This window comes from Pseudomonas sp. MPDS (assembly GCF_013283895.1).
Taxonomy (GTDB): Bacteria; Pseudomonadota; Gammaproteobacteria; order Pseudomonadales; family Pseudomonadaceae; genus Aquipseudomonas; species Aquipseudomonas rhizophila.
This window is the reverse complement of record NZ_CP054128.1, coordinates 611,052-623,182: the sequence shown is the minus strand read 5'-3', so window position 1 is coordinate 623,182 and position 12,131 is coordinate 611,052. Positions and strand designations below refer to the sequence as shown.

14 protein-coding genes are annotated in these 12,131 nt (G+C 57.7%); 5 read left to right on the top strand and 9 right to left on the bottom strand.

Going from position 1 to position 12,131, the window contains the following annotated elements:
* Positions 1-690 precede the first annotated feature (690 nt).
* Together HQ912_RS02645 and HQ912_RS27720 are read left to right on the top strand one after the other, a co-directional pair.
* The gene (locus HQ912_RS02645) at positions 691-1,050 is read left to right on the top strand and encodes a DUF6516 family protein (protein WP_173406441.1); all 360 of its coding nucleotides are present in this window, start codon (positions 691-693) and stop codon (positions 1,048-1,050) included.
* Positions 1,047-1,397 carry a transcriptional regulator gene (locus HQ912_RS27720; RefSeq protein ID WP_047226881.1) on the top strand — a complete coding sequence of 117 codons (351 nt, stop codon included), beginning with the start codon at positions 1,047-1,049 and terminating at the stop codon, positions 1,395-1,397. Before HQ912_RS02645 ends, HQ912_RS27720 begins: the two co-directional genes overlap by 4 nt.
* A gap of 307 nt (positions 1,398-1,704) precedes the next feature.
* Here the strand turns inward: HQ912_RS27720 and HQ912_RS02635 are convergent, their stop codons facing one another.
* On the bottom strand, positions 1,705-2,346 hold the full coding sequence (locus HQ912_RS02635; protein WP_047226880.1) for a BRCT domain-containing protein: 642 nt from the start codon (positions 2,344-2,346) through the stop codon (positions 1,705-1,707).
* A gap of 441 nt (positions 2,347-2,787) precedes the next feature.
* Here HQ912_RS02635 and HQ912_RS02630 point away from each other — a divergent pair, with 441 nt between their 5' ends.
* Complete coding sequence (locus HQ912_RS02630; RefSeq protein ID WP_047226879.1) at positions 2,788-3,066, top strand: DUF3077 domain-containing protein; 279 nt, start codon at positions 2,788-2,790, stop codon at positions 3,064-3,066.
* A gap of 236 nt (positions 3,067-3,302) precedes the next feature.
* Here the strand turns inward: HQ912_RS02630 and HQ912_RS02625 are convergent, their stop codons facing one another.
* On the bottom strand, positions 3,303-3,839 hold the full coding sequence (locus HQ912_RS02625) for a dihydrofolate reductase family protein (protein WP_047226878.1): 537 nt from the start codon (positions 3,837-3,839) through the stop codon (positions 3,303-3,305).
* 233 nt (positions 3,840-4,072) lie between these two features.
* Between HQ912_RS02625 and HQ912_RS02620 the strand changes: the two genes are divergently transcribed.
* Entirely contained in the window at positions 4,073-5,680 is a 1,608-nt protein-coding gene (locus HQ912_RS02620) for a methyl-accepting chemotaxis protein (RefSeq protein ID WP_107323073.1), read from the top strand.
* A gap of 146 nt (positions 5,681-5,826) precedes the next feature.
* On the opposite strand, the gene HQ912_RS02615 is transcribed toward HQ912_RS02620, so the two are convergent.
* Entirely contained in the window at positions 5,827-6,504 is a 678-nt protein-coding gene (locus HQ912_RS02615; protein WP_047226876.1) for an RES family NAD+ phosphorylase, read from the bottom strand.
* The gene (locus HQ912_RS02610) at positions 6,504-6,914 is read right to left on the bottom strand and encodes an MbcA/ParS/Xre antitoxin family protein (RefSeq protein ID WP_047226875.1); all 411 of its coding nucleotides are present in this window, start codon (positions 6,912-6,914) and stop codon (positions 6,504-6,506) included. Before HQ912_RS02610 ends, HQ912_RS02615 begins: the two co-directional genes overlap by 1 nt.
* Positions 6,915-7,268: 354 nt before the next feature.
* Between HQ912_RS02610 and HQ912_RS02605 the strand changes: the two genes are divergently transcribed.
* Entirely contained in the window at positions 7,269-8,195 is a 927-nt protein-coding gene (locus HQ912_RS02605) for a LysR family transcriptional regulator (protein WP_047226874.1), read from the top strand.
* Here the strand turns inward: HQ912_RS02605 and HQ912_RS02600 are convergent.
* The 5 genes from HQ912_RS02600 to HQ912_RS02580 all read right to left on the bottom strand — a co-directional run bounded on the left by HQ912_RS02600 (position 8,112) and on the right by HQ912_RS02580 (position 11,835).
* Positions 8,112-8,429: an AzlD domain-containing protein gene (locus HQ912_RS02600; protein ID WP_047226873.1), complete on the bottom strand. Its 318-nt coding sequence runs from the start codon at positions 8,427-8,429 to the stop codon at positions 8,112-8,114. The genes HQ912_RS02605 and HQ912_RS02600 overlap by 84 nt on opposite strands.
* Positions 8,408-9,121: an AzlC family ABC transporter permease gene (locus HQ912_RS02595; protein ID WP_047226872.1), complete on the bottom strand. Its 714-nt coding sequence runs from the start codon at positions 9,119-9,121 to the stop codon at positions 8,408-8,410. The genes HQ912_RS02600 and HQ912_RS02595 overlap by 22 nt, the downstream gene beginning before the upstream one ends.
* Entirely contained in the window at positions 9,118-9,555 is a 438-nt protein-coding gene (locus tag HQ912_RS02590; RefSeq protein ID WP_171061302.1) for a GNAT family N-acetyltransferase, read from the bottom strand. The genes HQ912_RS02595 and HQ912_RS02590 overlap by 4 nt, the downstream gene beginning before the upstream one ends.
* 13 nt (positions 9,556-9,568) lie before the next feature.
* On the bottom strand, positions 9,569-10,315 hold the full coding sequence (locus HQ912_RS02585; protein WP_047226871.1) for a 2OG-Fe dioxygenase family protein: 747 nt from the start codon (positions 10,313-10,315) through the stop codon (positions 9,569-9,571).
* 233 nt (positions 10,316-10,548) lie between these two features.
* Positions 10,549-11,835 (bottom strand): OprD family porin, encoded by a 1,287-nt coding sequence (locus HQ912_RS02580; protein WP_047226870.1) that lies wholly within the window; start codon positions 11,833-11,835, stop codon positions 10,549-10,551.
* Between the last annotated feature and the right edge of the window lie 296 nt (positions 11,836-12,131).

The window sequence follows — 12,131 nt, the reverse complement described above, 5'->3', positions numbered from 1 at the left end:
GATTTGACTCCTGGTGCCGCACCATACAAAACAAAGCCCTCGCAGAAATGCGAGGGCTTTGTTGTTTCTGCACGCCCACTTTCTGTCCAGATACTGAATTCTGTGGGAGCGAGCCTGCTCGCGATGAGGCCATCACCGCCACCGACACTCTGCCATACAGACGCAAGCTCGCTCCGTCCGCCCCAGATGCGTTAATCCCGGACACACAATTTCTAACCCCGCCAGCATGGCGCCACGATTGTCCCCTATCCAATCGACCGCTACCTTCCAACTGTCGCTGCCAACTCAGCGACCGGGCGTAAGAAACCCGAAGTACATCAAGGCGTATCAGCTGCGCCTCGCTTACTAATGCTGGCGTTTTTTTGTGTCTGCGATATGCGTTATGGCGGCTTTGTGCGGGACGCCTTCGAGTGTGCGGGAGCCTTGATTCCCGGTTTTCCTCCCCGTGCATGGCCGCCACCCAATCCCGGACAAGTACGGGGACAGGCCACGATTCTTGGCTGAAATGAATATGCAGACGCCAAATTAATCGTGATCTGTCCCCGTTTTACCTTCCTGGGGCGCCTGCGCTGCCAATGCAGGGATTCCGCAAGGCAGGCTGCGTGGGCAGCCTAGAGGGTTGCGACGAGAGGACTGAGTGAACCTGCTTCCTCCCTTGACGTTTTATCAACAGATGATAAGGTTTGTGACATGCAAAGGGACTATGGGCTCGACACGTTACTGAGCCTGCACCAAGAAATTTTAGCTCAGGAGGGTGGCTACTGGGCCAAGATCGAGGCCTACCAAGTTGAGCCTTCTGAGCATATCCCGCATGGGATTAAATACTCGCTCACCCTGCATGATCGAGGTGGAACCAGGGTGCTTGGTTATGACAATGCCCACTTGGTGAAGCCCGCCAAGTTCAAATATGCGGGCCAGGTCCTACCCTACGACCATAAGCATCGGTCGAGTACGGATAAGGGCGTGCCCTATGAATTCAAAGACGCTCAGCAGTTGCTACAGGATTTTTTCGCAGACGTTGACCGTGTGTTGGAGCAGGTGAAGAAATGAAAACATTAAAGATTGGCATCATGTCGCAAGCGCAGATGCGTGCCCGTGTATTGGCGATTGCCTGTGGCGAGTACAAGCCCAAGGCAACCGAGCCCAAAATTTGGTTCCCGTCCATGAAGTCGCTGGCCGAGGTGCTGAGTGACGAAAACCGGGCGCTGCTCAAGCTCATCAAAGAAACTCAGCCAGAATCTCTGACCTCGTTGGCCGAGGCTACTGGGCGAAAGGTAAGCAACCTGTCGCGGACGCTAAAAACCATGTCTGGTTACGGGCTGGTTGAAATGAAGCGCGAGAATAATCACGTCAGGCCGATTGCCAAGGCCACGGAATTTCAGATCATCGCGGCCTGAGCTTCCAGGCAGACGCCCCCCGCGCGACGGAGGGACCCAGGACCTATTCGAGTACCTTCTTTTTATTCTGAACACGCTTGATCCTTTATTTTAAAGGGTTCTGCGCATTGTGTTTTACTCCTGGTGCCGCACCATACAAAAACGAAGCCCTCGCAGAAATGCGAGGGCTTTGTTGTTTCTGCACGTCCACTTTCAATCCACACACTGAATACTGTGGGAGCGAGCCTGCTCGCGATGAGGCCATCACGGACACTTAGCTGGCCAGGTTGGGAGCTGTCCGTCCTAAAGCACCACGACCGAAGCAACCTCAACCAAACAAAACCTTTAGCCAATGATCCTCACCCACAATGGCGATCGAAGCGCCCGCCTCCCGCAATTCCACTGCCTTCATGATCTTCGTTCCGTAGGTACTGTGGCGCCACTGCTCATTACCCACGCTACCGACCACCAGGTAATGCACCTTCTTACTCACACCGCCCCCAATCAAACCACCCCGTTCCTCGACTAACGCCTGGCAATCTTTGCGCGGCCCAAAGGCCATGACCCCCGTAAACACAAACATCCGGCCGTCCCAAACCAATTCAGGAGCCGGCGTGTTGAATGGAAGATCCGTAGGCGCAACGGCAACAGCACCGCCGGCCGTTGGCCTCTCTATGTCCAATCCAGAAAAACCATGCAGGATATTAAGCAGCTCAAGAGACTCATCCGGGTCCAGAACATCGTCCTGAAGCATGCACGCCAAACGCGAATACAGCAGATTAATCACTGGATCGTTCAGGTGCGCCAGATTGCTTTCCAACCATTGCTTCAGGAACACCGCTTCAGTGGTATTCACCACACCATCTGCAGCAATCCCGGCAGCCAGCCCGACCAATGCGTCAGCAGCGCGTCGATCAATACGGGCGCGGTGGAAGAATTTGCTGTTTTCGAATTCGTTATGTAGGTCCATTACGAGCTTTCCTTGGAGAGTGTTGGCTCGGCGCTAAGCGTGATCGTTTACGGCAACGCCAGTAAAGCTAGCACTCTGCCATACATGCGCAAGCTCGCTCCGTCCGCCCCAGATGCGTTAATCCCAGACACATAATTTCTAGCCCCGCCAGCATGGCGCCACGATTGTCCCCTATCCAATCGACCGCTACCCTCCAACTATCGCTGCCAATTCAGCGACCGGGCGTAGGAAACCCGAAGTAAATCAAGGCGTATCAGCTGCGCCTCGCTTACTATTGCAGGCGCTTTTTTTGTGTCTGCGATATGCGTTATGGCGGCTGTGCGCGGGACACCTTCGGGTGTGCCGGGTGCCTTGATTCCCGGTTTTCCTACCCCGTGCATGGCCGCCACCCAATCCCGTAGGAAAGGAAGGTTGCGGCTCTCACAGTCAAGGAGCCAGACAATGCCAAACCCGCAAGACCTCAAAACCCCAGGCCTAACCCCCTTCTCCTACCACTCCGACCGTCCCCTCTTCCGCGTCAACAGCGGCATTCCCATCGGCGAAGCCTTATCCCACGCCTCCGACCTGCTCCACGTTGCCAAGCTCTTGGCCGAGGACGCGGCGATGATTCGCAGCACGGATCGGTACGCCTGGGCGTCGTGTTATTTGCAGGATATGAGCAAAGCCGTCATCGATGACGTGGTGAAGGTGCTGGAGGCGCCGGGGAGTCATTCTGCTTAAGAGCCGCGGGGGCAATGCTGCTCCAAGGGGGCAGCATTGAATTGTATTTGCAGGAGCGGATTAAAGAAGGGCAGCTTCGCAGCCCAGCGGGAGCAAGCTCCCTCGCCACGGGGGCTACGGACAGAGCACGATTACCGGCTGCAATGAGTAGGCGGACACTAAATCAACCATGGTCTGTCCCCCGTTTTCCTACGAGAACGCTCTGGCGCTGCGGGCCTAATACCCACGCAAGCGCATCATGTCGCCAAGCGATAGGTAGACTGCACCAACCCCGAAGCAAACCAGCGGCTGGATACCAGTTTCAGATCTACGTCCTGCCCAAGAGCCCCGAACAATGGCCTTCCGGAGCCGATCAGCACAGGTACAGTGGTAATCACCATGTCGGTGATTAAACCATCGCGCAGGAATGACTGCACCACCTGTCCGCCATCGACATAGACCCGACGTACGCCTTGTCTCGTCAGTTCCTCCATCACGTCCTTGGGCGCGAGGCTAGAGAACCGGAGCTTGCCCTTCAGCGCTTCGGGCACTGGCGCATCCAACAGGCTTTCAGACAGCACCACCACGGGGCGCTCGTAGAACCAGGTGTCGAAGGTCCGGACCTTCTCATAGGTTCCGCGCCCCATCACGATCACGTCCTTGTCAGCGATGAAGTCTGAGTATCCATGGTCCTCGGTTTGATCATCGCGCTGTAAAAGCCAGTCGATGTCACCGTCGGGCCTGGCGATGAAGCCATCCAGGCTGGTGGCGATGAAAACATGTGCAGTGGCCATCAGGATCTCCTTATTCATACGGGGTATTTCGATGCCCGGCGTCGAGAAACACCTGCTGGCATTGATCATCCATTGTGCAATCGCTCCCATCGCTTGTCTTCGGGCCCGCAGGTCGTTGGCGTTATCGGCAAGCGGGCGTGAGCGCCCGAAGCAATCAAAGCGAACCTCCGAGCGCTCCGCCGGCCCTCAACTACACTTGCCCTGAAATCCCGCCCCCTCTGGAGTAGTAGGCGATGAAGATCAGGACCAAGATCATAGGCTCGGGGTTGATCAGCCTTTTCTTTGCCCTCGTGCTCGGCGGTATCGGGTTGTGGGGCTATATCAGCATGACCAGCGCCCTGGCGCGTAGCGAGACCAGTATTTCGGCCATGCGCAAGCACATGGAGGCGGACATGATGCACGACGCCATTCGTGGCGATGTGTTGGCCGCTTTGCTGGTGGCGCCGGGGGATGCCGCGGGAGCCAAGGAGGTGAGAGAGGCGCTCGATGAGCATGCGCAACGGATGCGCAAAGTCATCGCCGAGAATGCCGAGGCCCAGTTGCCGCAAGCGATCGCTCAGGCTATTACCGAGCTGAAGCCGCAAGTGGAAACCTATATTGCATCGGCTCAGCAGGTGATCGCTAAGGCGTTGGAGGGTGCCCAGGATGGCCGGGCGCTGCGGACGGAGTTCGACGGGGCGTTTTCGGCGCTGGAGGAGCGTAACGAGGCGGTGAGTGAGTTGATCGAGAGCCAGGCCCATGCCACCCGCGAGCATCAGGACCACAGCATTCAAACGTCGGAGCGCTGGTTGGTTTTCACATTGCTGGCCACCTGTGTGGCGTTGGCGCTGTTGTCCTGGAGCCTGCTCAAGGCGGTGCTTACGCCGCTGAACAAGATCATCCTCAATACCCAGGCTATTTCCCAAGGGGATTTGCAGCGCTCGATGGGGGCTCAAAGCAAGGATGAGCTGGGTCAGTTGCAGGGTGTGATCGAGCAGATGCAGGTCAATCTGCGGCAAATGATCGCCACGATCCGCAGCCAGAGTGACGAGTTGCATGGCACGTCGCGCGTATTGGGCGATACGGCGCGGCAGATTGTGTCCAGCGCCGATCAGCAGGCTCAGAGCGCCACCAGCATGGCGGCGAGCATGGAGCAGATGATGGCGAACATCAGCCAGATCCATCAGCACGCCGACAGCGCCCGGACGATTTCAGCGCAGTCCGAACAACTGGCCAGCAGCGGCGGGCAAGTGATTCTTGGGGTGGTAGAGGGCATGAGCCGGATCGCCGAGGTGGTCAATCAGTCGTCCAGCAAGATCACCGCGCTGGATGCGTCGTCCGAAGACATTCATTCCATCATTCAGGTGATCAAGAGCATCGCCGAGCAAACCAACCTGCTGGCCCTCAACGCCGCCATCGAAGCCGCCCGCGCCGGTGAGGCGGGGCGGGGCTTTGCGGTGGTGGCCGATGAGGTGCGTAACCTGGCAGCGCGCACCACCCAGTCCACTCAGGAAATCACCGCAATGATCGAGCGCATTCAGACCAGCGCCCGGGATGCGGTGGCGAACATGCAGGCTTGCGTCAGCCGCGTGGACGAAGGCGTCTCACTGGCCCAGCAGGCCGGGGTGTCCATCAGCGAAATCCGCACCGGCGCCCGGCACGCGGCAGAAGTGGTGGAGGAAATTTCCCAGACCATTGCCGAACAATCGAAGGCCAGCGATGAAATGGCTCAGAGGGTGGAGTCGATTGCCGCGCAGTCCCGCGAGAACACCCGCTCGATTCACAACCTGACGCAAACAGCGGATCAATTGAACGATGCGGCGGGGTCGATGCAGTCTTCGGTGCAGCAGTTCAAGATTTGATCAGTCGGCCGGACCCACTTTTGTGGCGAGGCCGCTTGCTCCCGCTCGGCTGTGTAGCAGCCTGTGCTTTCAATACTCGCGAATTATTGAAAATTTCGGCTGGGCAATAATTATTGCCCAGCCATAAAACACGCTAAAAACCTGACTCACACCTCGCTCACCTCAAACACAAACGAAATCTCCCGCTTCTGGGCGCTCCAGACGTAACGGATATGCTTGCCCTGCACCGGAATCGAAACCGCCGGTGGGCGAAACGCCGCCACGCATTCGTGGCCGGGCAGGCGGACGCTGTTGTACAGCAAGCCCCAGGACAAGGTTTCGCGCAGTTGCCGGGCGAACACCTGGGACGGACCGTAGGCGGTGGGGTCCGGGTCGTGCAGGTGCGGGTAGTCCTGGCGGATGTCGTGCAGCGGCTTAATGACCTTGTTGACGTAAGTGCGCATGGTCAGTTCCAGATCCGGCTCGTTGGTCGCTCCGAGGAATCGCGCCTGGTGGTAGCAGGTCTCGGCAATGGCCGCTTCCTGGCTGCTGGCGGCGTAGTAGACGCCGAAGGTGCCGTCACTGAAGCGGCTGCTTTTGCCGATATGGGTAAACGCGGCCATCACCGGCGAGGAGCCGGGCCCGGAAATGCGGTCCTCGGGGCGTACCCGGGACAGCACCCCGGCTTCTTCCATGAGCCTATCGTTGGTCAGTGCTTCCAGGGCATACGCGGTGGGCAAGTCCTCGGGATCGAGCACGTCTTCGAACAGCGCAATCGGTGGGAAGCTGCTGTTGACGATCCGGTAGGCACGCTTCCATTGCGGGTCCGCCAGTGGTGGCGTCATCAACCGCGCACTCCGTCGAGGTAACGCCGCACGTCGGCAATGTCCACCACCCGCCCGGCAAGCATGTAGGCCAGTGCCGACTGGCCGTTGAAGGGCGCAGCGGTATTAGGGCTGTTGACCCACTGGTAAGCGCGGTCCCGGCTGTTGCTGAAGATGATGCTCAGCGCCTTGTGAATACCCATGAGGTAGGAAATGCGCTCCAGTGTGTCGTGAGGCAGCCTGACGTTTTCCGGTAATTGCTTGTACTTATAGAAAGTCGTGTTGCCTACCTTGCCCAGCAATGTGCGCTGCTGCTCGACACTGCAGCCCCACAACGCCATAAGATTGAAGAAAAACTTCAACGCGACCCGACCCGCGTCCGGGGAGTCCAATTGTTGCTGCGCGTTGAGGGTGATGGAGGAGGTTGCCATAAAATTTGGGCTCCATTGGTAGGGGGTGACACCTAGAGAGTAGTACAAATACGGATAAATTATTATTTTTTATTCGCAAACGGATTTTTACCACCCTCTACCTGAACCATTCAGCAAGCTGTGTGCAGGAATTTTCTCTGCTCCAGCCACTTACGGACTCGCTGACCGCCCCGATTACCGTTGATCAGGCAAAAAACCCAAATCCCGCATAAGCTCCAACCATCGTCTGCCGGAGCTTTTCGCCACAAAACCGCGACAACCGTGGCAAGGTACATGATGATAGCCGGCATGCACTGCCTGACCGGGCCAGGTGCACAACAATAGCGAGCCCACTTAAGCAGAGGGCATTACCTCATGGATAGCAGAACCTTACGCAACCTCATGCGCATCGTGCAGACCGGCTCCTTGTCGGCGGCGGCGGAACATTCGTGCCTCACGGTGCAGGCATTGGCGGCACAGTTGAACAAAGTTGAGGAGCAGTTCGGCTTCCGGTTGTTCCGGCGGTCGAACAAGGGCCTGACGTTGACGAGCCAAGGCTCGGAACTGACGCCGTTCATGGATCAGGTGCTGGTTGCCACGCGGCAGTTGGAAGAGAAGGTCGCGGCGCTGAAGACGCCTCGGCAGCGCACGCTGAGAGTGGCGCTCAATACCACGCTGCCGGCGGAGTTCAACCGGCGGATGATCGATCGGCTGATCGCCGTGTTTCCCCAGTATCAGTTGGAGTTCAGCTACGCCGAGTCGATGGAGAACCTGAGCAAGCTCAAGAACGAAGATTTTGACCTGGCGATCCTGATCGGTCCGCAGCAGAGCGGCTTTTCCAGCATCACAATGCCGGACGTCCAGGTGCAGGTGGTCGGCGCCCATTGCGGCGAAGAGGACGACTCCCTCGGCTTGCTCGGCGATAAGTTTCAGGTGCGTCCGGCCGAGGAATGTCCGTATTCCCACAGTTTCCTTCGCTTCCTGGATGCCGGCCTGGGCGAGTACGGCTCGAGTCAGCGGATGGTGTATTCCTGCAGTGAAACGCTGACATTGTCGTTGATTACCCAACTCGATGGCCTGGGGCTGGTGTCCCGGGAAGCGGCACTGCGTAACGACTTGACGATTTTCCCGGACTTCGAGGATTTCCTCGAGGTCCGCCTGGCGGTGAATAATCCAGAGTTGTCCGGCCAGGCGCTGCACGATGTTGTGGACCTGACGCTAAAGGAACGAACCGAGCGCGATGTACGCCGCCGTGCCCACCGCCACACTGAGAAACAGGTTGCGGCTGAAATACGCACATAACAGCGTCGGAATCGCGGCATAGAATTCCGGGCGGTCGAGTTGTATCTGCTGATCCTTGATCAACAACGGGGTGAGGCTGATGGCAGCGACGATCGCCACCGGCAGGTATTCCAGGGCGCGGGCGACGAACGGTGGCCAGTTTTCAGTATTGACCTGCAGCGGCAGGGCCCGTGGCAGAAAGGTCACCGCCATCATCAGGGCCACGACCAGGATCAGGAACGTTTGGTCAGGCATACGCCCACCCCGCAGCCAACGAACGTGGCAATGAAGACATTGAACGGCGAGCTGCCCAGCAGGCTCAGCCCGCCCATGCAGACGACCGCCGCCAGGGCAGCGATCAGTTTGTTACGGGTATTGCACAGCGAAACCAGCACGTAGAGCATCATCGCGGTCAAGGCGTAGTCGAGCTGGTATTTGATCAGGTGCGCCGCGTATTGCGCACACACCGCTCCCAACAGGCCACCCAGCACCCAGGAGGTGTGGCAAAAGAGGTTGAAGCCGATCAGGTAACGCACGCTGACCGGCGCACCGGTGCCGAGCTTGACGCTGTGGAAAGCGAATGACTCGTCCGTGAGCCCCGCCGCGTAGCACCAGCGCTCGAAACGACTGAGCCCCAGCGCACGCAATGCCTTGGCCATGTAGACCGACATCAGCATGTGTCGCGCGTTGATCAGGAAGGTGGTGAGCACGATAGTGGTCAGCGATGCTCCACTGGAAATCAACGCCAGCGCCGCAAATTGCGAAGCGCCCGCGTAAACGAACAGGCACATCGCCACCGGCAGCCACAAGGGCAACCCGGCGTTGACCGCCATCAGACCGAACACAAACGAAACCGTAAAATAACCCGCTACCACCGGACTGGCTTCAGCAAAGGTACGCGAGGCTTGTGGTTCGACCACCAGCGGCTGGCTGGAAGTCTTGCTCATAGATCCCTCTCGAAAGTGATTTCACCCCGAGGCTCACAAAAGCCTTGGGCTGCCCAAAACCGTTTGCCGGCCAGATTAGCATCGTCGACGAACAGGAACATGCGCAGTACGCCGACCCGTTTCATGTCGGCCGATGCAGCCTCCACCAGACGCTGGCCCAAGCCTCGGGTTCTATGCCCCGGGCTGACGGCCAGGTGATTGATGGTGCCACGGGTGCCGAGCATGCCGCCAATCACCGCCCCCACCACTTCACCGCTGACATCGACGGCCAGGTACGCGGTGGTGGTGTCCTGCAACAATACCCCGCGCAAGAATCGGGCATCCTGCCACTCGCAGAACGACACTTCGTCGAAACCGCGAAAAAACTGCTCCAGTCGTTCGGCGTCCCTGACCATTGCCCGGCGCAACAGAACCTGTTGCTCCAGATCGTCCATGGGTTCGAGCTGTTCAGCGAACAATGTCGAAAGCGGTCCCGGGCCGCGAGAAGGAAATCGCCAGGATCTGCCTGAAAGCCATTTCATGGCTGTGGACGTTCCGGGCCGGGGTGACGTAATGGCGCATGTCGCGGTCGAGGAAAAACGTGGTGTCGAGAATGTCCTCGTAGGTAATCGCCGCCAGTTGTTCTTCCTGGGCGGTGTACAGACGACTCTCTGCGCCGGCCACATTATGACGGCCCCAGAAGTGCACGCCGCTGAACGGATACCCGTCGCAATGGATCCCTTCAGGGGTGATTTCCAGTTGCTTGCCCGGCTTGATCTCGATACGGATCTGGTGGATCTGGCACTGCCAGATTTCCTCGTGCAGCTCCTGGGGAAGGACGTTCTTGTACACCTCAAAGTCCGTGTCGATCAGACTGCGCATCACCGGTGAGTTGATCACTTCGTTGGAAAAGTCCTGGAAGTGCCGCTCCAGTCCACCGACATAGCTGTTGTTGGCCTTGGACTGAATGTAGGCCCGATGCTCGAGCTGCGTAAGGTCGCGGGTCCTGGGGTTGTATTCGAAGTCGCTATAGCGGCGAAAACGCATGCCTGACTCGGCCTGGCCGTAGTAGCTGTCGGGCTCCATGTTTTCCCAGCTCTTGGTCAGCCGGACAAAGTCGCCGAAATGACCGTAGAGATTGAAGTCTCCACCGCGGACGTTGACGTATTTGTCACGCCTCAGCGCTTCGCCTACTTCCCTGTTCAGAACGATCATTTTTCATAGGTCTCCACTGCATTGAGCAGCCTAATCTAGTAGGTACAGGATTTACGTCCATGAGAAAGTATTTGAGGCATTTCAAGCCATGCTTGAAACGGTGGACAATGTTTCATTAGTACGACTTTTTCTCGGGAAAACAGACTGTTCCAACGTTTTTTTTGCCGTCCAAAGAAAAAACCCCGAGTTTGCGCTCGGGGTTTTTCATCAGACGCTTGTAACGTGATCAGGCATCAGAAGACGCTGATCGGATAATCCACGAACACCCGCAGCTCATTGCCGCTGACGTTGTACTCGCTGGATTTCTGCGAAACACGCAGGAAGGAACTGCGCAACCGCACGCTCAGGTCTTTGGCGGGACCGTTCTGGACTACGTACTTGAACTGGTTGAAGATCTCGCGCTCGGTGCCACCTTCGCTGGTGGAGGTGGTGATGTTATCGCCACGCACATAAGCCACGTTATACGTCAGACCGGGAACCCCGAACGTGGTGAAATCCAGGCCATAACCCAGTTGCCAGCTGCGCTCGTCTTCAGCATTGAAGTCGGACCAGTAGGAGTTGGCCAGGTAGATCGTATTGCCGCCGTCCCCTACACGATTCTGCCCGCGCTGATAACCGCCATAGGCGTAGCCCAGGTTGCTGTCACCAGTGCTGCGCTGGTGAGCGAGGGTGAAACTGTGCGGGCCGGTGGCGAAGGTGGCGGCCAGGCTCCAGATCTTGTTGTCGTCGCCGGTAACGTTGTTTTCGCGAACATAGCTGTTGTCCAGCTTGGTGCGATAGCCGTTGAAGTCCAGGGTCAGGGATTGATCCTTGGCCAGCGGGAATACGTAGTTGGCGTTCACGTACTGCTTCTTCAACACGTCCTCGACATCCGAGGCGTAGAGCGAAGCCTTGAACTGCTCGGTGAACTGATAGCTGCCGCCCAATACGTTGATCGACTTCAGGCCACCGCTGTCACGACCCTCGGCGCTCTTGCGCGACTCGGCGGTGAAACGTCCAGCGTTCAGCTCCAGGCCCTTGATCTCTTTGGAGGTGATCAGCGTGCCGGTATAGCTTTCCGGCAGCAGGCGCGAGTTGTCGTAGCTCAGCACCGGCAACGCCGGCATCTGGTCACCGTAGGCCAACACGGTATTGGAAACACGGAATTTGACCGCCGCACCAAACTTGGACAGGTCATCGGCCGCGTTGCCGCTGTCGCCTTGCTTGAAGAAGTCGATGCCGCCCGCACCGCTGCGACCTTTGCCGCCATCCAGACGCAGCGCGTACAGTCCGAAGGCGTCCACCCCTACACCGACAGTGCCTTGGGTAAAGCCGGACGAGAACGTTCCGATGGCGGCCTGCCCCCATTCGGCTTTGTCTTCATTACCGTTTTTGTAGTCGCGATTGATATAGGCGTTGCGTAACAGCACGTTCAGGCTGCTGTCCTCAACGAACCCCTTGGACTCAGCCTGGTCGCTGGCCATGGCATATGTCGTGTTTAAAATCCCCAGTGCGATCAGAGCAATGCGCTTGTTCAACATGATTATTTTCCTTATACGGGTTGATACGCACTGCGACGGCAGCCGAAACGGCGCTTTTGCGCTCTTTTTCGGACTCTTGCTCCTGAAAATAATGAAAAGGCCCGCCCACGAATGATCGTGGCGGGCCTTTTTATTATTTAAGAGTCATGGCTGTTAGCCACAGGCGTGGACGAATCCTAGTCCCGCCTTCAATGATGTGTCAATTTCGTGAATCGTCTGTAATCAGGCGAAAAACTTCTAAAAACAACCTTCAAATGGGCTCAGTGTTCAACACAGAACCATCAGCCACAAAAAAA